We start from the raw sequence: 23,672 nt of genomic DNA on the forward strand, positions 1-23,672 counted from the left end.
ATCATGACCCGTCGTCTTCCCCGATCCATGCGGGCCAACGAGCGCCTTCACGCGATGATCCCCGGCGGCGCGCACACCTACGCCAAGGGGGACGACCAGTACCCGGAGAATCTGGCGCCGGTCATCTCGCACGGGCTCGGCGCGCATGTCTGGGACGTCGACGGGAACGAGTACATCGAGTACGGCTCGGGGCTGCGCGCGGTCAGCCTCGGGCACGTGCACCCGCGGGTCAGCGAAGCGGCCCACCGCGAGATCGACCGGGGCGCCAACTTCGCCCGTCCGTCCATTGTGGAGGAACGGGCGGCGACGAAGTTCCTCGAAACCGTTCCCACCGCGGAAATGGTCAAGTTCGCGAAGAACGGCTCGGACGCCACCACGGCCGCGGTCAGACTCGCCAGGGCGGCCACCGGCAGGCCGCTGGTGGCGATCTGCCACGACCACGCGTTCTTCTCCATCGACGACTGGTTCATCGGCACCACACCGATGTCGTCGGGCATCCCGGCCGGGATCACCGACCTGACCGTGTCGTTCCCCTACGGCGACCTCCCGGCGACCGAGCGGCTGCTGCAGGAGAACGCGGGCCAGGTCGCCTGCCTCATCCTGGAGGCGTCCACCCAGCTCGAACCGCCCGCCGGGTACCTCGTCGGCCTGCGGGAACTCGCCGACCGGTACGGCTGCGTCCTGGTCTTCGACGAGATGATCACCGGTTTCCGCTGGTCGGAGGCGGGAGCGCAAGGTCTCTACGGGGTCACGCCGGACCTCTCGACGTTCGGCAAAGCACTCGGCAACGGGTTCGCCGTCTCGGCGCTGGCGGGCAAACGGGAGCTGATGGAACTCGGCGGACTGCGCACCGCCGAGGAGCGCGTCTTCCTGCTGTCCACCACACACGGCGCCGAAACGCATTCGCTGGCCGCCGCCATCGCCGTCATGGAGACCTACACCGAAGAAGGCATCGCCGCGCGGCTGCACGCGCTCGGCGAGCGGCTCGCCGCCGGGGTCCGCGAAGTCGCGGCCTCGGCGGGGGTCGGGGAACACGTCGTCGTGCGCGGCCGGGCGAGCAACCTCGTCTTCGGCACGCTCGACGCCGAGAAGAAACCGTCGCAGGACTACCGAACGTTGTTCCTGCGGCAACTGGTCACCGGCGGGGTCCTCGGACCGTCGTTCGTGGTCAGCAGCGCGTTGTCCGAAGAAGACATCGACCGGACGGTCGAAGTGGTCTCGCAGGCCTGCCTCGTGTACCGCAAAGCGCTCGACGCGGATGATCCGGCGCCGTGGCTGGGTGGCCGTCCGGTCAAGCCGGTTTTTCGGAGAAGGGTATGAGCTCAAGGATCGCGGATCGCTCGGCCGGCTCGCGCACGCTTTGCGTGGCGCTGTCGGTGTTACTGCTCCAGGTCGCCGTTGAATCCACAGCGGAGGCAACCGAAGAGCCGGCTCGAGGGGTGTGCGGCACGACCGTCGGCGTCCCGTCCGCCCCGGAAGGCGCCCAGATCGTCGAACCGGGCACCGATCTCACCGACAAGACCCGGTTCAGCCAGCCGGGGAGCACGTTCTGGCTGGCTCCGGGCACGCATACGCTGAGTTCCGACCAGTTCGGCCAGGTGATGCCCAAGGACGGCAACGTCTACCTCGGCGCGCCCGGCGCCGTACTCGACGGACGCGGGATCAACCGCGCGGCCTTCACCACGCCGGCCAAGGACGTGGTGATCCGCGGGCTGACCATCCGCGGTTTCGTCGCCGAACGGGACCAGGGCGTGGTCAACCACGACTCCGGCGAACGCTGGACCATCGAAGGCAACGTCATCGAGGACAACGACGGCGCCGGGATGATGACCGGGGCTGGCCAGCGGGTGATCGGGAACTGCCTCCGTGACAACGGCCAGTACGGCATCAACGCCTACCGTTTCGGCGGCGGGCTGACCGATCTGGTGATCGAGGGCAACGAGATCACCGGGAACAACACCGGCGACTGGGAGACCAGGGTCCCGGGCTGCGGTTGCAGCGGCGGCGCGAAGTTCTGGGCCGTGAACGGGGCCGACATCGTCGGCAACTGGGTCCACCACAACCACGGTGTCGGGCTCTGGGCCGACACGAACAACAACGATTTCCTCATCCAGGACAACCTGATCGAGGACAACGCGTCCGAGGGGCTGTTCTACGAGATCTCCTACAACCTGGAGCTGATCGGGAACACCTTCAACCGGAACGCGCTGGTGCAAGGCCGGAACCGGGCCGCGAAGGGCGACAACTTCCCGGTCGCGGCGGTGTACCTCAGCGAATCCGGCGGCGAGCCGAGACTGCCCGCCCGGACCAGCAGGATCGACATCCGCGGCAACATGTTCTCCGACAACTGGTCGGGGATCACGCTGTGGGAGAACGCCGACCGCTTCTGCAACAGCCCGGCCAACACGTCGACGCTGTCCTGTACCGCTTTGGTGTCACCGACGGCCGCCTGCTCCGATCCGGGTATCAAGACCGAACCGCTGTACGGCGACTGTCGCTGGAAGACCCAGCGCGTTTCGGTGCACGAGAACACGTTCGAGTTCGATTCGTCGATGGAAGGCTGCCTCGGCCTCTGCGGGCGGATGGCGGTGCTCTCGAACTACGGGACCTTCCCGGCCTGGTCGCCGTACCGGGCCGCCGTGGTTTCGGAGGCGATCACCTTCCGGCAGGACAACCGATGGTACGACAACCAGTACTACGGGCCATGGACGTTCGTCACCCACGACACGTCACGGAAGCTGACCCCGGCGCAATGGCAGGCCGAGCCCTACCGGCAGGACGTCTGCAGTGGTTTCGGAGAGGCGACGACCTGCTGAAGTTTCACCTGTAAGTGTCCATCTGGGACGGTCCATACTGGCCTACCGTTGCCCTTATGCCCGCGTTCCTGGTTGTTCTGATGCTGATCGCGACAGGAGTCGTCCCGGCTCCGGCGGCTCCTGTCGCGGCCTGCGCCGCAGGACCGGTGAGCCCGGGAAAGCCGGCAGGCGCCGTGGTCGTCTCCCCGGGAACCGATCTTTCCGCGAAGACGCGCGAACTCCCGTCCGGTACGACGTTCTGGCTCACCGAAGGCAAGCACACCCTGGGCCCGGACGAATTCGGCCAGATCATCCCGAAGGACGGCAACGCCTACCTCGGCGCACCCGGCGCCGTCCTGGACGGCGGCGGCGTCAACCGCTACGCGTTCACCCAAGAGGCGCGCGACGTCGTCATCCGCGGCCTCACGATCCGCGGTTTCGCGGCGCCGCGGGATCAGGGCGTGGTCAACCACGACTCCGGTGAGCGCTGGACCATCGAAGGCAACACCATCGAGGACAACCGGGGCGCCGCGATGATGGCGGGACCGGGTCAAAAGGTGCTGCGGAACTGCCTGCGGAACAACGGGCAGTACGGCATCAACGCCTACCGGGCCGGCGACGGGATCACCGGACTGCTCGTCGAGGGCAACGAGATCACCGGCAACAACACCGACGACTGGGAGACGAAGGAACCCGGTTGCGGCTGCACCGGCGGCGCGAAATTCTGGGCCGTGAACGGCGCCGACATCCGCGGCAACTGGGTCCACCACAACCACGGCGCCGGCCTGTGGGCGGACACGAACAACAACGACTTCCTCATCGAGGACAACCTGATCGAGGACAACGAGGCGGAGGCGTTGTTCTACGAGATCTCCTACAACGTCGTGGTCCGCGGGAACACCTTGCGGCGCAACACCCTCGTGCAAGGGCGCGCTTTCGCCGCGCGGGGCGACAACTTCCCGGTCGGCACGATCTACATTTCCGAGTCCGGCGGAGAACCCCGCGTTCGCGCCCGGACCTCTTCGGTGGAGATCGTCGACAACGTCTTCGAGGACAACTGGGCCGGAATCACCCTTTGGGAGAACGCGGACCGCTTCTGCAACAGCCCGGCGAACACGTCCTCCGGCTCGTGCACGCGTCTCGTCCCTTCGGTCTCTTCCTGTGCCGCCCCGGGGATCTCTTCGCCGCCGCTGTACGACGATTGCCGGTGGAAGACGCAGCGAGTTTCCATCCACGGCAACAAGTTCTCCCACGGGTCCGCTTGCTCGGGCTTTTGCGGGCGGATGGCGTTGCTGGCTAACTACGGGACTTATCCGGACTGGTCGCCTTATCGGGGGTCTTCCGTTTCGGACGCGGTGACCTTCCGGCAGGGGAATCGGTGGTACGACAACGCTTATTCCGGTGGGTGGCGGTTCGTCGTTCAGGACACTTCGCGGACCGTGGGGGTTTCGGAGTGGCAGGGGGCTCCTTACTCGCAGGATGCTTGCAGCTCTTTTGGGGATGGTGGGTGCTGAGGTTCTCGGGTGCTCGGGTTCGACGATGTAGGAATTGGGACGTTGAGTGTCCCAATTCCTACATCGTCGCCTCTCTTTTTTCATGAAAGGTACTTTCATGCGATCAAAGAGCGAAAATTGTCGGCGCCTCGTCGCACCATGATCCGGTGCGACGAGGAACCTGGCCAACGAGCGCCCTACTCACCGCTCCGGACCATCCGGAAGTGATCCGCGCGGTCGATCTCGAACAGATCGGCGTGCCGCGCCGGACCATCTCCCGTCGATGTGCGGAAGGCGGCCCTTGGCGAAAGCTGCTGCCCGGGATCGTGTTGCTGAGCAGTGGCACGCCGACAGACGAGCACCGCGTCCGAGCCGGGTTACTCCATGCCGGACAAGACGCGGTACTCACCGGCACGTGGGCACTCCGCCGCCATGGCTTGGAAAGGGTTCCCCGACAGGAGGAAGTCCATGTGCTCATCCCGGCGAATCGAGGTGTGGCCGACTCCGGGTTCGTCCACGTGGAGCGGACTCACCGTCTGCCCCGTCCTCACCTCCGAGGAGACCTTCCCGTGGCTCCCGTCCCCCGAGCCGTCATCGACGCCGCCCGCAGGCTCACCGGCGAAGACGAGATCCAGGCGATGATGGCCGAGTCCGTCCAACGCCGGTTCTGCACCACCGACCTGCTCACCCGCGAGCTCGACCAAGCAGGTCGAAACGGAACGGCTCTGCCCAGGAAGGCCCTCCTCCCGCTCTTGGCTGGCGCGAGATCCGTTGCCGAGGCCGACGCGTGGCGTCTCTGGCGAAGATCCGGTCTCCCGCCTGGCCACTGGAACGTCCCGATCTTCGACGCGAACGGGAACTACATCGCCACCCCGGACTTCTGGTGCGACGAGGTCGCCTTCGCCTGGGAGATCGATTCCTTCCGCCACCACGCGGACCCCGACGGCCATCGCGCCACCGTCGCCCGCAACGCGCGGTACGCCGCCGCGGGGATCGTCGTGTTGCAGACGCTGCCGTCCCGCCTGCGCACCGAGCCGGACGAGGTCCAGCGCGAGTTGCGTGCCGCGTTCCGGGCGGCACAGAGCCGTCCGCGGCCGGAGATCCTGCTCAAACGGGTGGCGTAGCGTGAGAAAATGGCAGAGACGCCCGAGCCTTCGCCGGTGCTCACCGATACCCGTGAGCTGCTCCTCGGCTACCTCGACCACAACGCGACGGCGATCCTTCGCAAACTCGATGGACTCTCCGAGATCGATCTCCGGCGGAGCACGCTTCCTTCGGGGTGGACCCCGCTCGGCATGATCAAACATCTCGCCTGCACCGAACGTCTCTGGATTCGGCACATGTTCGGAGGCGAGCACGTCGACTTCTCCTGGCCCGGTACGGCCGAACAGGAATGGCGGGTCGGTGCCGGCGAGCCCACCGCCGGGATCATCGCTTTCTTTCACCGGGAACGCGAGAACTGCGCAGACCTGGTCGCCACCACACCGCTGGACGCCTTGGCCGCCCGGACGACCCGCCGCGGCGGCGTCGAGGAGCATCCGACCTTGGCCTGGATCTTGTTCCATCTCGCCCAGAGCTTCGCCCGGCACGCGGGTCACTTGGACGTCAGCCGGGAGCTGCTCGACGGCGTGACCGGGAAGTAGTCGTGCTCAAACCCGCCGTGTGAGCCGGTCCACCGCCCACGCCACCACCGGCACCACCGCGACAGCCACCCCGAAACCCCCGAACGTGTCCGTCGGATAGTGCGCCCCCAGCGCCACTTCCGCCCACCCCATCGCGAGCCCCGAAAACGCCACCAACCCCACCAGCACCCAGGCCCCGGCGACAGCGCCGAGATCCCGCACATCGATCACCAGCAGCGCGACGACGGTCGCGACGGTGACCGCGAAGGCCGTGTGCCCGCTGGGATAAGAAAGGAACTCGCCGTGGATCAGCCTGCCGGTCAAGGGTTTCAAGGCGGTGGTCAGCGCCACTGTCACCCCGGAGGCCACCACCAGCAGGATCGCCGTCCGCGGCCGCCGGTGCCGCACGCACACCCAGCCGAACAGCGCGATCACCACGATCGCGCCCAGCGGTTCACCCGCGAAGTCGATGACGGTCGCCAGGTACCAGAGCGGGCCTTGGACCCGGTCGACCACCGGCAGCACCAGGGCGTCGAGGCCGGCGGTATGGGAAGTCCCGGCGTAGCGGAGGCCGAGGACGAGGGCGACGACGAAACCGAAGGCGCCGAGCGTCCAGAGCGGGATCCGCGCCCGCGGCGGGAGCGCGGGCGGACCGGTGATCACGCGTCGATCGCCGCCTGGTAGCCGCCGATGAGCCGTTCGAGGCCGATCTTCGGGGTGAACTCCTGTTCGTACACCAGCCGTGCGGCCCAGCCCATTTCCTGGTTCCGTTCGGCGTCGCCGACGATCTCCCGCAGCCGCGCCGCGAGCGATGCGGCGTCCCCGGGTTCGTGCAGCAGGCCGGTGACACCTTCCTCCACCAGCTCGCGGAAGGCACCGTGGGCCGCGGCGACGGTCGGGACACCGGCGGCCATCGCCTCGACCACGACCAGGCCGAACGCCTCCAGCCATTCCGACGGGCCGACGACGGCGTTCGAGCGGACGATCAGGTCTCGACACTCCTCTTTGGACTGGAGCCCGAGGTAGCGGACGTCGTCGCGGCCGTGTGCCCAGCGCGCGACCTCGTCCTGCATCGGGCCGGTGCCGGCGATCACCAGCGGCGGCAGCGAACCGCCCGCGGCGGCGAGCTGGTCCCACGCCTTCATCAGCAGGCCGATGCCCTTTTCCTCGGTGATCCGGCCGAGGAAAAGCAAGTGCTCCCCCGCGCCCTTGCGCGTCTTGCCCGGATCGGTGACGTAGTTGTACTTCACCGCGAGCCGCTCGGCCGGCATCCCGGCGGCGATCAGGATCTCGCGCTGCGCCTTCGAGATGCAGAAGAACCGCGTGACATCGGACCACCAGCGGTTGCGGTTCAGCATCATGCTCGCCGCCATCGGCACGGTGGCCAGCGGGGAACCGCGGTAACACCCATGCCGCACCGCCGGAATCGGCTTGCGGCCCACGCAATCGGTGCAGATGTAGCCCTCGCGGTACAGCGTGCCGGGAGGGCAGATCAGCGTGTAGTTGTGCACGGTCGCGACGGTCGGGACCTTCGCGTCGGCACAGGCGGCGAGCACCGACGGCGACAGCAGCGGGAACGTGTTGTGGATGTGGACGACGTCCGGCCGGTCGTCGGCGAGGCGCCGCGCCAGTTCCGCGCGCACGGCCCGGTTCCACGGCACCTGCAGCGGGACGACGGCCTTGCGCGGCAGCGACATCTCCGCGATGTCGTCGCTGCGCCGCTCGAACAGGCCGACCTCGTGCCCGGCCTCGGCCAGCAACGCGGTCTCCTGGTCGACGACGGTGTTCTCGCCGCTCGGCTGCTCGGATCGGTAGCGATTGTGGATCACGAGGACCTTCACGCGCGCTCCTTTGTATCTGTGGTGAACCCGCGGCCGCGATCGACGTCGGCAGGGCGCTGCCCGGTCATCCACCTCACGGTGGCGGGCATGGCGCCCTGCCACCGCGATAGCGGAGGCCTTCGGCCGGGCGGGTTCACGCGTGTGGTCTCTCTTTGCGGCACATCTTCAGCTCCGCCTATCATCCGTGACGAAATCGGGTTCTTCGGCGGGCGCACGCACCAGCAGCGACGCGGCCAGGGCCAGGTGCAGCAGGTATGGCGACGCGTCGCCGAGGCCCGCCTCGGTGTAGGAGGCGGAAAGACAGTACGTGATCAGGAAGATCGCGCACGCCCTGGCGGGGGACGGCGGCCGCAGCACCGCGACCACGACCAGCACGAGTACGAACGCGGCCACGATCGCGACGCCGACGTAGCCCTGCTCGTGGTAGACGGCGAGCCAGCTGCTGTCGATCGGGAGCCCGTCGAAGGACTTGTCGGTCAGCCCGACGCCGAACAGGTACTCGAGTGTCGTGCGCGGCGCGTCGAGCAGCGCGTCCCACACCTTCGCGCGGCCGGTGAGGCTGGAGAAGTTCTCCTCGGACTGGCCCCGCAGGAACCAGGCCTGCAGCAACCCGCCCAAGGCCACCACCGCGAACAGGCCGCCGAACACGAGCCAGGTGAACACCTTGCGGGCGCGGGCGCTGGACATCCACTGCGACATCAGCGCCACCACGGTCCCGGCCACCAGGCCGAGCATCGCGGTGCGGGTGTGGGTCAGCAGCAGGATCCCGAACGACGGGACGATGACGACCAGCGCGTGTTTCCGCTCCAGTTTCCCGCCGAGCCACAACAGCACCGTGAGCCCGATGACGATGGCCGCGTACTGGCCGACCTGCGGCGGGGTCAGCGGCCACAGCGTTCCGGTGAGCCGTCCGCCGTACTCGAACGGCATCGCGTTGCCAGGGCTCAGCGCGAACCCGATCACCACTGTCACCAGCACCACGGCGTAGGCGCGGATATGCGTGCGGACGAGGTCGAGACCGCCGTTCCACCAGCGGGTCAGCAGCCACAGGGTGCTCAGGAAGAGGGCGAACCGGAAGCAGCGGAACAGCGCGCCGAATCCGCCTTCCAGGGTGAGACTGGAGACCACGCTCAGCACCAGCAGCAGGGTGAGCAGGAAGAGATACGCGCTCGGCCTGATCCGCAGCCGGGCGTTCAGGGCGAGCGCGATCACGAACGCGGCGCCCAGCGCGCCCATGGTGATCAGCTGGCTGACCGAACGCGGCAACGGGAGGAGCGTCTTCGCCCCTGTCGAGCCCAGGGTGTTGATGATCAGCAGTGTCCAGGCGACGCCGACCGCCTTGGGCATGCCCGTGCGGATCGACGGTTCGGCCCGGACCGAGGATTCGAGCATGTCAGCCACCTCCCACACGGGTGAGTTTGCTGCCCTGGTCCTGCTTGTAGGGCGCGCCCTGCCATTCGCCGAAGCCCAGCACCCGGCTCGGCTCGAAGGCGACGAAGTTCCACGGCCCGGAGTAGGTGTTGTCGTAGAGCCGGTTGCCCTGGGCGAAGGTGATCGCGTGCTGGACGACCTCGCCCTTGTACGGCGACCAGTCGGGGAACGTGCCGAAGTTCGCGAGCATCGCCATCCGCGCGCAGCTCTCCTCGCAGCCGGCGACGGCCGGGTCGAGCACGAACCGGTTGTGGTGGATCTCGACGCGCTGGGTCTTCCAGCGGCAGTCGGCGTTCAGCGGCCCGCCCGCGATCCCGGGCTGCGCGCATTTCGCCTGCTCGGGCACGAGCCGCGTGCAGGAGCCGGACGACGTGTTGGCCGGGCTGTTGCAGAACCGGTCGGAGTTCTCCCACAGGGTGACGCCGTTCCAGTTGTTCTCGAACGTGTTCCCGGAGATCTCCAGTTTGTCCGTGCGCGCCTTCACCCTCGGCTCGCCGCCGGATTCGGACACGTAGATCGAAGCCACCGGGAAGCTGTCGCCGCGGTCGATGTAGCGCTTGCCGTCCACCGAGTTGTTGCGGCGGATGGTGTTTCCGCTGATCACGGCGTTGTAGCTGGTCTCGTACATCAGCGCGGCGCCGTCGTTGTTCTCGATGACATTGCCCGCGATGCGGAAGTCGTTGTTGTTCGTGTCGGCCCAGAGCCCGACGCCGCGGTTGTCGTGCACCCAGTTGCCGACGATGTCGGCGCCGTCGACCTCCCAGAACTTGATCCCGCCGGAGCAGCCGCAGCCGTCGATCTTGCTTTCCCAGTCGCCGGTGTTGTTGCCGGTGATCTCGTTGCCCTCGACGACGAGACCGGTGATGCCGCTGTCCTGCGCGTAGGCGTTCATCCCGTACTGGCCGTTGCGCCGCAGGCAGTTGCCCCGGACCTGCTGCCGCGCGCCCGCCATCAGCGCCGCGCCGTCGTTGTCCTGGACGGCGCTGTGCTCGATGACCCATCCGTCGGCCGAATCGTGGTTGACCACGCCCTCGTCGTGCGGCGCGGCGAAGCCCTGCACGGTCAGGTACTGGATCTTGACGTCGGCGCCGTCGCCCGCGAAGGCGTACTGGTTGATCTTCCGGCCGTCGAGGACGGCCTTCGGGCCACCCACGTAGACGTTCCCCGGCTTCGGATTGACCTGGTCGTAGCGGTCGTCGCCGAGCTTGTGCGTCCCCGATGCCAGCCAGAACGTCGTCCCGGCCGGACTCGACCGCGTCTTCGCCGCGAGGTCGCCCGCCACCGCCGGGTCGATCTTCACCGCCCCTGCCGGCGCTTCCGCCGGACCCTCCGGCAACTTGTCGCACACCTTCGCGACCGCACCGGACGGCAGCTGGGCCGGATCCGGTCCAGGCTCGTCGACCGGGGTGGTGCAGGCGGTGAGCGTCAGCGAACCGAGCAGCACCAGAAGCGCTGCCCGGCGGAGGCGATGCGGTCGTGCGATCACAATGGGGGATCCTCGTTACCTGGTTCGAAGGTGAGCACGCCGGTGAGCGTGGCTCCGTCGGCGACGGTTCCGTTGCCGAGCAGGGTCCACGACGGCTCGCGACGGCCGAACCCTGCCGAGTACCAGCCCATCGGCGGAGTGGTCTCGCCGCGATGCGCCGACCAGTCCAGTTCCGGCGGCAGCTCGAACGAAGCCGTCCGGGCCTCGCCGTCGACGGTCCACGACAGCGTCGCCGTCCCGCCGGAAAGCGAGACCTCGACCAGCGGGCCGAAGTGGAACGCGAGACGGCAATGCTGTGCCTCGCCACCGCGAACCTCGTCGAGGATCCGCAGTTGGGTACCTTCCAGCTCCACCGAACGCCGGTGGACGGACGGCGCGTAGCCGTCGTGTTCCGCGCTCCAGCGCGACGGCGTTCCCGCCGCGATCACGGTGGTGACGGCGTGTTTCGTCCACAGGAACGGGCCACCGGAGACGGACTGGTCGGCCCGGGAGAGTTCGAGCGTGTTGTGCCCCGCCGTGGACCGGAAGTACGACCGCCACTTCGGTTCGCCGTGGTAGCAGTAGGTTCCGGGGTCGGCGAGGATGTCGACGCCGTCGTGCCGGACCTCCACCGCAAGCGCGTCCGCGTGCGCGTGCGCGGCGATGGACAGGAAGCCGTGCGGCCCGCCGTCGCAACGGCACCAGACCTTTTCGGCGCGCAGGATGGTCATCCCGGCGTCGGCGAAGTCGTCCCGCCGCCGCACCGGACGCCGCGAACGGACCTGGACGTCCTTCGCCAGCGCGGAGAAGAGCGGCGTGCGGACGTCGCCGCCCGGTGTTTCCGGCCACCAATCCAACCGTCCGAAAAGGACAGATCCGGTGTCGATGAGCGACGCCCAGCGGCTCGTCTCGTCACCGTCGACGATCAGGCCGAAACCGTCGTCGGCGTCACCTTGCCTCGGCGGCCGCAATCGATTGTCCACTATGGACGCGAGCGCGTCGGTCATCCGCAGCAGCACGAGCCAGGTCGACTCCGGCACCGCGACACCGGCGGCCTTCGCCTCCAGCGCCCCGGCGAGCCCCAGTTCCAGGACGAGACCGTGGTATTCGGTGGCGAGCTCGCGGTTGAGACCGGACTCAAAAGTGTTGTGCCGCAGCATCTTGTCCAGCGACGCCAGCGCCGTGTCCCGCCACTGGGCGGATTCGGGGAACCAGGCGAACGCGCAGGCGGCGGCGAGCTGTCCGGCGTCCTCGGCGATCACGTGATTGTTCGCCGACGAACCCCGGCTCGGGAACGCGGCCAGCCAGCGCTGATGGTGCCAGATCTGGTTGAGCGCCACCGGGTTGTCGTCGAACAGCGCCGGGGCCTGCGCCCAGCCGTCGAGCAGCCGCCGGACCCACACCCACGACAGCAGCCGGATGCCGAGTTCGATCCCGCTGACCCAGTGCACCCCGCGCATCGGCGGGTTGGCCGCCCACCAGGACTTCAAGTGCGCGGCCACGCGTTCGGCGTACCGATCGTCGCCGGTCAGGGCATACGCGGCGGCCAGCACGGTGAGGTGCTGGTGCCGTGACGGCTCCCAGATCTGCTTGATGTCGCCGACCGCGTCCTCACTCCGATAAGGGATGTCGAAGGAGTACACATCGGACGGTGCGCGGCGACCGGTCTTCGGGTCGTACGACCAGTCCGGGTCGGCGAGGTCGTCCCGCTCGACGCCGAAGTACTCGGCGCGCCCGTCCATCAGCCTGTCCGCCTTGACGAGCAGATCCTTCACCGCCTCACCGGAGACGGCGGCGAGGACCTCGTCACCGGGCACCGACGCGAATCGCCGGTCCGGCAGCCAAGCCGCCTGCTCGCTGGCGACTCCGCGCCACTGGCGTTTGCGCACGACGTCGGTGACGCGGCCCGCGATCTCGGCGGGCCCCATCCGCGACAGTCTCCGCAGGTACCAGGAGGCGTCCATCAGCCGAGTCCGATCCGCACCGGTGCCCCGGTCTCCAGGCTGCGGTTGACCGCGAGCGTGGCCAGCGTCGTCGCGACGAGCGAGTCGACGGAGACCGGCATCGCGACCCCGGTGGTCAGCGCGTTGACGAACGCTTCGACTTCGGCGGCCTGGCCCTTGTCCCGGCCCTTGGGGATCCGCGAGCTGGCCCATTTCTTGCGGCCGAACACCGACGCGCGCGCGAAGTCGTCGAACTTCAGCACCTTGCCGTCGGTGGTGATGTCGATCGTCTCCTTGGGGAACGACGCCGCACCGCTCGTGGTGTACGCGATCGACGCGGTCGAGCCGTCCGGGTAGCGCAGCAGGATCTGCAGGTCCTGGTGGCCGGGCGTCGCGGTGGCGTACACCGAGACCGGGTCGGCGCCGAGCAGCCAGCTGACCGTGTCGATGAAGTGGCCGCCCTCGCCGGCGAACCGCGAGCCCTCGCTGTCGGCCTGGTTGTACCAGCTGTTCGCGTCGAGCTGTCCGGCGTTGACCAGGTACCGCACGGAAGCCGGGCCGATCCGCGGTCCGAAGTGGAGCACCGACTCGTTCAGCAGCGGGGCGAACCGGCGGTTGAAGCCGACCTGCAGCCGGTCGTTGCCGGACTCCTCGATCGCGCCGAGCACGATCTCGAGTTCCTTTTCGGACAGGGCGAGCGGCTTCTCGACGAAGACGGCCTTGCCCGCGAGCAGCGCGCGCCGGGTCAGCTCGGCGTGCGAACTGTGCCGGGTCACGATGAACACGGCGTCGATCGAGGAGTCTTCGAGCATCGTGTCGAGATCGGTGGTGGCGCGGCCGAAACCGAACTTGCGCTTGGCGTTCGCACCCGAAAGCGCCGAGGTGGTGACGACCTCGGCGAGGTCGACCTTCTCCATCTCCGCGAGATGCGGCAGGAGCATGGAGGACGCGTAGTTGCCCGCGCCGATGAACCCGATCCGCACGCCGCCCGGCTTCGGCGCCGCGCGCACCGCCGACGGCTTCGGCACGGAAACCGCCGTGACGGCCTGCTCGGCCGGGCCCGCCGGGCGCTTGTCGTATTCGAACAGCACGGCGACGGCCTTGAGTTCGCCCTCGTTCAGCTTCCGGTACGTCTCGACGGCGTCCGAGAAGTCCGAGACGTACGAGATCAGCGGCTCGACGTCGAGACGGCCGCGGCCCATCAGGTCGACGACGCATTCCAGGTTGCGGCGCTCGGTCCAGCGGACCTGGCCGATCGGGTAGTCGCGGCCCTCGAGTTCGTACTCCGGGTCGTAGCGGCCGGGGCCGTACGAGCGGGAGAAGCGGACGTCGAGTTCCTTCTCGTAGTAGGCGTTCCACGGCAGGTTCAGCGAGCACTTGCCGATGTCGATCACCCGGCCGCGGTCGCGGCTCAGCTTCGCGGCCAGCTCCACCGGCTCGTTCGTGCTGCCACCCGCGGCGAGGTACACCTGGTCGACGCCGTGCCCGGAGCTGAGCTCCGCGACCGCGGTGTCGATGACGCCGGAGCCGGGGTCGCCGCAGTTGAGGGCGCCGAGCTGTTCGGCGATCGCGCACCGCGCCGGATCCGGGTCGACGCCGACCACGCGGACCCCGGAGGCGACCAGCAGCTGCACGACCAGCTGGCCGATCAGGCCGAGGCCGATGACCAGCGCGATGTCGCCGATCTGCGGTTCACCCTGGCGGACGCCCTGCATCGCGATCGCGCCGACCGTGCCGAACGCGGCGTGCCGCGGGTCGACGCCGTCCGGCACCTTGGAGTAGAGGTTCTTGGGCACCCAGTTCAGTTCCGCGTGCAGCGCGTGCTCGTTTCCGGCACACGCCACGAGATCGCCGACGGCGACGTCGTCGATACCCGGGCCGACCTCCTCGACCACGCCGCACAGCGAGTACCCGAGCGGCGTGTACGAGTCGAGTTTGTTCATCGCCTTGCGGTAGGTCGCGCTCAGCCCGTTCGTCGCGACGCTCTGCATCACCTTCGCGACCTGATCCGGCCGCGCCTTCGCCTTGCCCACCAGGGAAAGGCTCGCCTCGGACACCTTCATCATCTCGGTGCCGGTGGAGATCAGCGAATAGGCGGTGCGGACCAGCACACCCCCCGGTTTGCACGCGGGCACTTCGACGTCGAGGAGCGCGAGCTCCCCGCTCTTGTAGTTCTGCACTACCTGCTTCACGTCGCTCCTCAGCGATTAAATGGATCGCGCCGCGATGGCACCGCGATACCAGTACTCGAGGGTCAAGATGTGCCAGAGGTGCTTGGACCGGTCCTGCTGCCCGGACGCGTCTTCGTCGACGAGCCGTTGCAGGGCCTCACGGCGGAGGAACCCGGCCTTCACCAATTCGCCTTCGTTCGTCACCTCGCGCACCAGTGGCGCGAGGTCGCGGCTCATCCAAGCCCGCAGTGGTGCGCTGAACAGGCCCTTCGGCCGGTGCACGATCTCGGCGGGGAGGATCGAGAGCGCCGCTTGCTTCAGCGCCATCTTTCCTTGGCGCTTCACGATCTTCTTGTCGCCGGGGATCCGGAACGCGGCCTTCACGACCTCGATGTCGACGAACGGCGTCCGCACCTCGGTGGACGCGGCCATACTGGACCGGTCGGTGTAGGCGAGGTTGAGCCCTGGCAGGAACAGCCGCGAATCGGCGAGGCACATGCGGTTCACGAAGTCGGTCAGCGTGTTGTCGTGATAGGTGTCCGCGTGTTCGGTGATCACGTCGTCCACCGCGCCCGCGAGGTCCGGGTTCAGCAGCGCGACGAGCTCGGCCTGGTCGTACATCGTGTAGCTGCGCCGGAACGCGGTCTCCTCCGGCAGTTCCGCGAACGAGAGGAACCGTTTGGCGAACCGCACCGAACGGAATCCGCGCTTCGACGTCGCCACCGGCAGTCTGTCCACAAGGGACTCGACCGGACGCCGCACGAGACCGGGAACCCGCTGGTACTGAACGGCGATCTTGTTCGCGAGATGCTTGCGGTACCCGGCGAACAGCTCGTCGGCGCCCATGCCGGACAGCATCACCTTGACCCCGGCCTCGCGGGCGGCGGTGCAGATCAGGTAACTGTTGATCGCCGCCGGATCGCCGATCGGCTCGTCGAGGTGATACGTCATCCGCGGCAGCAGATCGAGCACCTGTGGCGCGATCTCGATCTCGTGCAGGTCGACGCCGAACTTCGCGGCGACCTTCTTCGCGTACATCAGGTCGTCCGGCATCGCTTCGAACTTCGCGTCCTCGGCCCGGAAACCGATGGTGTACGCGGAGATTCCCGGCTGTTCACGGGCGGCGATCGCGGTCAGGTAGCTGGAGTCGAGGCCGCCGGAGAGGAACGTCGCGACCGGCACGTCGGCCATCAGGTGCTTGCGCGTGGAGTCCTCGATGACGGCGTTGAGGTCGAACTCGCCCTCATAAGCGGCTCCCTCTTCGGCGACCTGGCGCAGCGACCAGAACGTGCCGCGTTCGACGTCGCCGTTCGGCCGGAACCGCGCCCAGCTGCCCGGCGGCAGCTTTTCGGCCTCGCGGAACGCGCAGCGGCCGTCCGGAACCCAGTAGTAGAGCAAGGAGGCGACGAGCGCGGTGTCGTCGACCGTCAGGGAACCGCCGAGTTCGGCGGCCAGCGCCTTCAACTCCGAGGCGAACGTGACACCCCTGCCGCGGCGCACGAGGAACAGCGGTTTGATGCCCAGCTGGTCCCGCACCAAGGTCAAGGCGCCGGTGCGCTCGTCGAAGACACCGAACGCGAACATGCCGCGAAGCCGGTGCAGGCCGTCGGTGCCCCACTTGCGCCACGCCTCCAGCAGGACCTCGGTGTCGGACGTCCCCCGGAACCGCACCCCGGCGGCTTCGAGCTCTTTCCGCAGCTCCGGCGCGTTGTAGAGCTCGCCGTTGTAGGTCAGCGCGAGCCCGTCCTTGACCATCGGCTGCGCGCCGGTCTCGGTCAGGTCGACGATCGACAGCCTTCGGTGTCCTAAGTGGACTTCCTCGTGGTCGTACCGGCCGGAACCGTCCGGCCCGCGATGGGCGAGGGTCTTGGTGAGCCGATCGGTGAGCGGGCCCCCGTCCGGCCAGAAGTAGGCCCCTGCGATGCCGCACATCTGCTTTCGCTCCCCTTACAAGGCTTCGGCGTTATCCGGTGACACGGGCGCGAATCGTTTGGTCGGCTGATCGGCGTTGCCGAGTTCCTTGGCGCGTTTGTACGGCGTCGGATGCCCGTTCTTCTTCGGGAACATCTCCACCGGCTTCGGCATGGACCGGGCCGCCCGCCCGCGCAACGCCGTGTGCAGGCCGTCCCACAGCGTCCCGTCGGTGTGGTCGCGCGGATCCGGATCCACCACGACGACCCCGATGATCGGGATGTGCCGGTCGGCCAGCTGGCGGGCGACGGTGTGCAGCCATTCGGTGTTCGCGTGCCCGGTGCGGACGACGAGGATCGTCTCCTCACCGAGGACTTCGAGGTCGGTCCACGACGTCCCCGGCTCGACCGAACCGACGCCGATCCGGCGTTCCCCGGCCGCGGGCGGCGTGTCTCCGCGATCCAGCACCTGGATCGGGCCTTGGCCTGCCAGCTCCCGGAGATTCGTCTTCGGCAGGTCGTCGACGAGCGACGCCGTCCCCTTCTCCGCCAGCTCACGCGCCATGTCGACGGCGAGCGCGGCGGTGATCTGCCGGGCACCGAGGTCGAGCAGCGACACCGAACCGCCCTCTTGCCGGACCGCGCGGACCAGCGTCGCCGCGACCCGCTGCCGCCTGGTCACCGCACGCGAGCGGCGCAGGAAACGCGGCGGCTTGGGCAGTTGCGCGATCACGGAAGCGCCGAGGTGATGAGAGATCTCGCGGCGCAGCACCGGCCGGTCCTTGACCACGCTCGTGACGGCAGCGAGCCCCAGCCCGGCGAGCAGTCCCAGCGCGAAGCCGATCCCGGCGTCGGTGGCGAGCGTCTTGAGGAAGGACTGCGGCAGGATCCGCGGCGCGTCGACGATCTGCGTCCCGGCGGCGACCTTCGGCGTGCCGATGCCCGCCTCCTGCGCGCGGCCGTCGTAGTCGGAGATCTTGGATGTCAGCTCCGCGCGGCGCGAATACAGCCGTTCCAGCTGGGCGGGGTTGGCGTTGCGGTTCTTGGCCTCCTCGGCGACGATCGCCGACTCGATGGAGCCGAGTTCGTTCTGTGCCTGGTTGCGCTGGTCGAGCAGGGCCTTCTGCTCGGCCGCCGCGGCCGCCTGGTTGCGTGAGATGTACTCGGTGATGAAGGAATCGGAGATCGCCTGCGCGCGAGCCACGGCCTCCTCGTCGGTCCTTCCCTTGACCGTCAGCTGGAGGACGTTGTTCGTCAGGCCCAGCCCCTCGTAGTCCTTGAGGAACTCCTCCGGCGCCTGGGTGCTGTTCAACTTCTTGAGTGCCTCGGTGGCGGTCTTCGTCGTCTGGAGCACGGCGACGTCGGTCCGCATCAGCGTTCCGCTGTCGGTCGGCGAGTCGTCGGGGTGGACGACCAGGATCTGCGCGACGGCGGTGGGCGGCGACGGCAGGAACACCGCGACCAGCCCGCCGAGGATCAGGCCGAGCAGGGCCATGGACGTCCACAGGCGACGCCGTCTCCGTACCGAGACGACCAGCCGCTGCAGGTCGATGAGCGGTTCGGACTTCGCTTTTTCGGCGCTGGTCACGCGGTACCTGCCAGTGCTTCGTGGTCGGCGGGGGTGGCCGCGCCGGGCCGGGTTCGGGTCGGGGAGACGGGGCGGAGCAGCACGGTGCCCACCACGGTGAGCCCGGCGTCGGCGACGGCTTCGGCGATCCCGACCAGCTCCCACGCGGACCGGGAGCCGAGGCTCGTCACGACGAGGACGCCCTCGGCGTCGGCGTCTTCGATGACGGGCCGCGCCGGGGAAACCGTCACCGGCGCGAACCACCGGCCGGCGAGACGGGTGATCCGCCCGGCGGCCGCCTGCCCGGCGTGGTCACCGTCCACGGCGAGGACGAGCAGCCGCCGGTGCGGGAGCCGCGAAACCAAGCGCCGGTACTGGATGTCGGCGTCGATCTCGTCGGCGAAGACGTCGACCCGCGGGATGTTCCACGGCCGGTCGTCACGGAGGATCTTGGCCCGCAGGGTGGTTCCCGCCGGGCGCCGGTCCACGGCGTCGAAGGTGGCCAGCACCGGGCCGCCGACCGCCGCGGCGATCTCCTCGTCGTCGCGCAGCCGCCGGTCGGTGCGGGCGGTGAACAGATGCCCGAACAGGCCGATCAGGAAGAACAACGCCGCACCGCCGATGGCGAGCTGCGGCAGCGTGGGCGCGGCCGCCGAAGACGGCAGCTCGGCCGAACCCAGCACGACCATGTTGCCGAGACCGCTCGCCGTGTCGGCCGCGTTCAAGGTGGACATCGCCGACTCGATCGTCGAACGCAGCCCCTGCAGTTCGGTACGGAGCTGGACGCTCTCCACCGTCGTCTTGCCGTCGTTGACCTTCGCCGAAAGTTCACTGATCCGCTGGTTGGTCTGCGCGACCTGCTGCCGCAGCGTCTCGCGGCGCTCCTGCGCCAGCTGCACGGCGGCGTCACCGGAACCGGCGATGATCTGCGTGGAGTACTTCACGAACTCCTGGGCGAGCTGGTCCGCGAGCCGCTGCGTCTGTTCGGCGGTGTCACCGATGGCCTCGATGGTGATGACATTGCCCTGCGCCACCGACGTGGTCACCTTGTCCCGCAGGTCGGCGCCGGTCTCGCCGTCCCCGAGCCCGGCGGCGGCCCGGTCGAGCACGACCGAACTGGTCGCCACCTCGGCCTGGGTGAGCAGTTCGTCCGCCTCACGCGGGCCCTGCAGCAGCACGCTGGAGGTGGTCCGGTAGCCGGGGGAAAGGATCACCGACGATCCCGCGCCGACCAAGGCGCCGAGGAGGGCGAGGACCACCAGGGTCCGCCACCTCCCGCGCAGAACCTGTCCGATCATGGACAGGCGCACCGTGTCGTCACTCAAAGCCGGGATCTCCCATCGGCGCGGTTGGGTGTGGCATGAATCCCGTCGGACCGACCACGGCGTTGGTTACAGAATCGCCCCAGTCTTGTTCAAAACGCGACCGGGAAGTCGATCAACGGATCGCGGCCTCGTAGGCCGAGAGCAGGGCTTTCTGGGAGTTCTCCCACGAGAGCGGACCGGCGACGCGCGCCCGCCCCAGCTCACCCATCGTGGCCCGCTGCTCCGGCGAGTCGAGCAGATGCGCGATGAGCTTCGCGAATTCCGGCTCGTCGTTCGCCGGCGCGTACAGCGCGGCCTCCCCTGCCGAAACCCGGGCCTCCCGGAGCTCGAACGAGACGATGGGACGGCTCATCGCCATGTACTCCATGATCTTGTTCATGGTCGACACGTCGTTGAGCGGATTCAGGGGGTCCGGCGAAAGACAGACGTCAGCCGCGGACAGATAACGCAGCAGGTCTTCGTCGGGAATCCGGCCCGTGAACTCGACCTGATCGTCGAGCTTCAGCTCCTTCGACAACGCCACCATGGCGTCGAAGGCGTCACCGGAACCGATGAACACGGCATGCCAGTCGGTGCGGCCGACGACGTCACGCAGCGACGCGAGCGCTCGCAAGGCGTAGTCGACGCCGTCCTGCGGGCCCATCACGCCGAGGTACGCGAGCAGATGCGGCTTGCCCTTCTTCAGCTCGGGCTCGACCGGGACCATGTGGAACCGCTCGACCACAGGCGCGCTTCGCACGACGAAGACGTCTTCCGGCGACTTGCCGCCGCGCTTCACGGCGACGTCCTTGTAGCTCTCGTTGGTCGCGATGACGACGTCGGCCGTCTTGTAAGTGCGGCGCTCCAGCGCGCAGACCGCGCGGTACAGGAAGTCCTCGCCGCGGTCGAACCGCGAAAGGTACAACTCGGGGCACAGGTCATGCTGGTCGAAGATGAACTTCGCGCCCTGGCGTTTGAGGTACAGCGCGACCAGGAACAGCAGGTCCGGCGGGTTGCAGGCGTGCACGACGTCCACCCGGCCGACCTTGCGGGCGAGCCGGAGCGTGTGCCACAGCGCGGAGCCGTACTCCTGGACGTACCCGGCCGGGCCACCGGTGGCGGCCTTCAGCGGGTACCGCAGGATGTGGACGCCGTCGATGGTGACTTCGGCTTCGGTGTCCCGCTTCGTCCCTTGTGGACAGATGACGTGGACTTCCCAGCCTGCGTCACGGAGTGTCTGGCACTCCTGCCAGACGCGGCGATCGAAGGGGACGGAAAGGTTCTCGACGAGGATGAGAGCTTTACCAGGCAAGGCCGACATATCCCTCTTCAGTCCGGCGCCGGTCGGCGTCGGGTACGCGGACGAGATCGACGATGGTGTGGCCGCCGCCCGCCGGGAGCGCCGCGAGGACCTCCGGATCGGTGCAGCCGATGAGGCAGACCTCGGCGTGGTCGACGACCTCGCCGATGGAACCGGCCAGCAGCTGGCCGAGATGCGGCAGCCTGCCCTCGATGTACTCGCGGTTCGCGCCCATCAGCCGCGAAAGGCTGACGTTGGCGTCGTAGATGCGGAGGTCGTACCCCTTGCCGAGCAGCCGCTCCGCCAGCTCGACGAGCGGGCTCTCGCGGAGGTCGTCGGTACCCGGTTTGAAGGACAGGCCGAACAGCCCGACCTTGCGTTTGCCGGTGCGCGCGACCAGGTCGAAGGCGCGCTGGAGGTGTTCGTCGTTCGAGGGCAGCACGTGCGACAGGATCGGGACGGCGACGTCCGCGCGGTGCGCGGCGTAGACCAGGCCACGCAGATCCTTGGGGAGGCACGAGCCGCCGAAAGCGAACCCGGGGCGGAGGTAGGCGGGGCTGATGTTGAGCTTGCGGTCGGCGAGGAAGACGTCCATCACCTCATGCGAGTCGAGCCCCAGCGCACGGCAGATGGAGCCGAGCTCGTTCGCGAAGCCGATCTTGAGCCCGTGGAAGGAGTTGTCGGCGTACTTCGTCATCTCGGCCACCGGGATCGCGACGCGGAAAACCTCGCCGGGAAGCCCTTCGTACAGCGCCGCGACGACGTCACCACTGGCCGCGTCGAGCTCGCCGATGACGGTCTTGGGCGGGTCGAAGAAGTCCTTGACGCTGCTTCCCTCGCGCAGGAACTCGGGGTTCACCGCGACCCCGAAATCGACACCGGCGGTGAGTCCGGACGACTTTTCGAGGATGGGGACGAGCAGGTCCAGACAGGTGCCCGGGAGCATCGTGCTGCGGAAGACGACGGTGTGCCGTTGTGTTTTGGTCTTGAGCGCTTCGCCGATTTCCTCGGCCACGCGCTCCAGGAAAGCTGTCGAGAGGCTGCCGTTGGGAGCCGAGGGGGTACCGACGCAGATGAGGGAGACTTCGCTGTCCGCGATCGCCTGTCTTACGTCGGTGGTCGCTCTCAGCTTGCCTTGGGCGACCACTTCCGCGGTCAGTTCCCCGATCCGCTCCTCGACCACCGGCGCCTTGCCACTGGAGACGAGGTCGATCTTCACCGGGTTCACGTCGACCCCGACGACCTCGTGCCCACGTCCGGCCAGGCACGCCGCCGACACGCAACCGACGTAACCGAGCCCGAAGACACTGATCTTCATGACGAATTCCTCCAGCCGCATTCCGCTGCCCGTTGGTCGGCGGGAGGACCGGGTTCGTTACCGCCGTCCACGGTTCGCCTGCTTTTGGCGGAATCCCTGTGCGGCAAGGGAATTACTCATCGCTCGAAGGGTGCGAAACGCTACAAGGGTCGCGTAAGGGTTTCGTCTCGATTGGGGCGGCGAGCGGGAGGGAGAGGCGAGGGGAGGGAAGGGAGGGAGGCGGTGGGGGGTGGGTCGGGGTGGTCGTGAGTGGTAAGTGTCGTTAGAACGTCACTTACCACTCACGACCACCCCGACCCAGTTATCCACAGCCACCTCTCCCCTCACCCTGCTTGTCCACAGATGTGCTCAACGCCTTCCACGGCTTCGGCTCAGCGACGATCGTCGAACAATGCCCATCAACAGACGCTGGTCGGAAGACTCCATCCCGCCCGGGCAACGCCCGAGCTGGCCGGTCCTCCTGGCGGAGCAGCATGGAATCGTCTCGCGGCGGCAATTGCACGCCTACGGCCACACCATGTCGGACATCAGGGCGAATCTCTCGGGCGGACGCTGGCAGCGGGTTCTCCCGCGCGTTTACTCGACATTCACCGGCGGCTTGTCGCGCTCGGCCAAGATCCGTGCCGCGTTGCTCTACGGAAGCGGGTACGCGATCTTGAGCCATCGAACGGCCGCTGAAGAATGGAGAATTCTTCCGGTCGTCGAAGGGCCTGTCGAAATCACCGTTCCGTACACTTTCTCCGCGATCTCGCAGGCTCCCTTGGTCATAGTGCACAGGTCCCGCGCGCTGCCGCACATCGCCGCCGGAACGAATCCCCCACGGACCAGGGTCACGGACACGATCCTCGATCTGGCCACGGCCCAGCGGACACCGCGTCAGGCGACGAACACCATCGTCGACCTGCTCGGCCGGACCAGGATCTCGGTGGCGGCGATGGAGGCGTGCGTGCTGATCCGGCCACCGTTCCGTTTCCGGCCCGCCATCCGGTACGGCCTCGCCCTCGTCGGTGGTGGGCTCATGTCGGCGCTCGAAGTGGCCTACAAGGAGGACGTCGAAGACGGGCACGGCTTACCGTGCGGAAACCGGCAAACGCCCGTCGAAGTGGACGGCAAGAGACTCTGGGAGGACGTCACCTACGACGCACAGGGCGCCGCGGTGACGGTTCGGCTGGACGGCCGCGCGACCCACGCCACGCCTGGTGTCGCCTTCCGGGATCGTCGCCGCGACAATGCCGCGGAACTGGCTGGACGGGCGAGGCTCGTCTACGGGTGGCAGGACGTGCGGAACTCACCATGCCAAGTCGCCGACGAAGTCCGGACGATCCTGATCCGAGAGGGCTGGGAGCCGGCCGGAGCGCGGGAGACGACTTGCCGCCGGTGTCGTGAGTGATCGTGCGGTGGTGGCCGTTCGGTGCCTTTGCGTTACCCCCGAATCGCCACTCACGACCCCTGAACACGCCCGAGCCGCCCTCACGGTTGCCCGGCCCCGGCACCGGAATGTTCCGCTCTGGC

Annotated in this window: 17 protein-coding genes; 6 read left to right on the forward strand and 11 right to left on the reverse strand. The window is 68.2% G+C overall.

Translation table 11 applies throughout. The features are described from left to right. Nucleotides 1–3 precede the first annotated feature (3 nt). The 5 genes from DMH03_RS01080 to DMH03_RS01105 all read left to right on the forward strand — a co-directional run bounded on the left by DMH03_RS01080 (nt 4) and on the right by DMH03_RS01105 (nt 5,931). Complete coding sequence (locus DMH03_RS01080) at nt 4–1,320, forward strand: glutamate-1-semialdehyde 2,1-aminomutase (protein WP_125790152.1); 1,317 nt, start codon at nt 4–6, stop codon at nt 1,318–1,320. After that, nucleotides 1,317–2,816, forward strand: a complete 1,500-nt coding sequence (locus DMH03_RS01085; RefSeq protein ID WP_233611220.1) for a right-handed parallel beta-helix repeat-containing protein — start codon at nt 1,317–1,319, stop codon at nt 2,814–2,816. The genes DMH03_RS01080 and DMH03_RS01085 overlap by 4 nt, the downstream gene beginning before the upstream one ends. A gap of 56 nt (nt 2,817–2,872) precedes the next feature. Further along, on the forward strand, nt 2,873–4,309 hold the full coding sequence (locus DMH03_RS01090) for a right-handed parallel beta-helix repeat-containing protein (protein WP_125790153.1): 1,437 nt from the start codon (nt 2,873–2,875) through the stop codon (nt 4,307–4,309). A 548-nt stretch (nt 4,310–4,857) separates the two neighbouring features. Then, nucleotides 4,858–5,412, forward strand: a complete 555-nt coding sequence (locus tag DMH03_RS43010) for a hypothetical protein (protein WP_370310622.1) — start codon at nt 4,858–4,860, stop codon at nt 5,410–5,412. Nucleotides 5,413–5,421: 9 nt separating this feature from the next. Further along, nucleotides 5,422–5,931 (forward strand): DinB family protein, encoded by a 510-nt coding sequence (locus DMH03_RS01105; protein WP_125790154.1) that lies wholly within the window; start codon nt 5,422–5,424, stop codon nt 5,929–5,931. 6 nt (nt 5,932–5,937) lie between these two features. Here the strand turns inward: DMH03_RS01105 and DMH03_RS01110 are convergent, their stop codons facing one another. From DMH03_RS01110 to DMH03_RS01160, 11 genes are all read right to left on the reverse strand, one after another. Beyond that, complete coding sequence (locus DMH03_RS01110) at nt 5,938–6,573, reverse strand: phosphatase PAP2 family protein (protein WP_125790155.1); 636 nt, start codon at nt 6,571–6,573, stop codon at nt 5,938–5,940. After that, nucleotides 6,570–7,751 carry a glycosyltransferase family 4 protein gene (locus DMH03_RS01115; RefSeq protein WP_125790156.1) on the reverse strand — a complete coding sequence of 394 codons (1,182 nt, stop codon included), beginning with the start codon at nt 7,749–7,751 and terminating at the stop codon, nt 6,570–6,572. Before DMH03_RS01115 ends, DMH03_RS01110 begins: the two co-directional genes overlap by 4 nt. A 165-nt stretch (nt 7,752–7,916) precedes the next feature. After that, nucleotides 7,917–9,143 carry an O-antigen ligase gene (locus DMH03_RS01120; protein ID WP_125790157.1) on the reverse strand — a complete coding sequence of 409 codons (1,227 nt, stop codon included), beginning with the start codon at nt 9,141–9,143 and terminating at the stop codon, nt 7,917–7,919. 1 nt (nt 9,144) lies between these two features. After that, complete coding sequence (locus DMH03_RS01125; RefSeq protein WP_125790158.1) at nt 9,145–10,668, reverse strand: right-handed parallel beta-helix repeat-containing protein; 1,524 nt, start codon at nt 10,666–10,668, stop codon at nt 9,145–9,147. Next, on the reverse strand, nt 10,665–12,611 hold the full coding sequence (locus DMH03_RS01130) for an alginate lyase family protein (RefSeq protein ID WP_125790159.1): 1,947 nt from the start codon (nt 12,609–12,611) through the stop codon (nt 10,665–10,667). The genes DMH03_RS01125 and DMH03_RS01130 overlap by 4 nt, the downstream gene beginning before the upstream one ends. Continuing rightward, on the reverse strand, nt 12,611–14,782 hold the full coding sequence (locus DMH03_RS01135; protein WP_125790160.1) for a bi-domain-containing oxidoreductase: 2,172 nt from the start codon (nt 14,780–14,782) through the stop codon (nt 12,611–12,613). Before DMH03_RS01135 ends, DMH03_RS01130 begins: the two co-directional genes overlap by 1 nt. Before the next feature lie 15 nt (nt 14,783–14,797). Continuing rightward, on the reverse strand, nt 14,798–16,693 hold the full coding sequence (gene asnB / locus DMH03_RS01140) for an asparagine synthase (glutamine-hydrolyzing) (RefSeq protein ID WP_125790161.1): 1,896 nt from the start codon (nt 16,691–16,693) through the stop codon (nt 14,798–14,800). A 15-nt stretch (nt 16,694–16,708) separates the two neighbouring features. Next, on the reverse strand, nt 16,709–18,259 hold the full coding sequence (locus DMH03_RS01145; protein WP_125790162.1) for a Wzz/FepE/Etk N-terminal domain-containing protein: 1,551 nt from the start codon (nt 18,257–18,259) through the stop codon (nt 16,709–16,711). Beyond that, nucleotides 18,256–19,536: an exopolysaccharide biosynthesis protein gene (locus tag DMH03_RS01150; RefSeq protein ID WP_125790163.1), complete on the reverse strand. Its 1,281-nt coding sequence runs from the start codon at nt 19,534–19,536 to the stop codon at nt 18,256–18,258. The genes DMH03_RS01145 and DMH03_RS01150 overlap by 4 nt, the downstream gene beginning before the upstream one ends. A 139-nt stretch (nt 19,537–19,675) precedes the next feature. Next, entirely contained in the window at nt 19,676–20,863 is a 1,188-nt protein-coding gene (locus DMH03_RS01155; RefSeq protein WP_125790164.1) for a glycosyltransferase family 4 protein, read from the reverse strand. After that, entirely contained in the window at nt 20,844–22,160 is a 1,317-nt protein-coding gene (locus DMH03_RS01160) for a nucleotide sugar dehydrogenase (RefSeq protein WP_125790165.1), read from the reverse strand. The genes DMH03_RS01155 and DMH03_RS01160 overlap by 20 nt, the downstream gene beginning before the upstream one ends. Nucleotides 22,161–22,551: 391 nt before the next feature. Between DMH03_RS01160 and DMH03_RS01165 the strand changes: the two genes are divergently transcribed. After that, the gene (locus DMH03_RS01165; protein ID WP_125790166.1) at nt 22,552–23,550 is read left to right on the forward strand and encodes a hypothetical protein; all 999 of its coding nucleotides are present in this window, start codon (nt 22,552–22,554) and stop codon (nt 23,548–23,550) included. The last annotated feature ends 122 nt before the right edge of the window (nt 23,551–23,672 follow it).

This window comes from Amycolatopsis sp. WAC 01376 (assembly GCF_003947415.1).
GTDB lineage: Bacteria > Actinomycetota > Actinomycetes > Mycobacteriales > Pseudonocardiaceae > Amycolatopsis.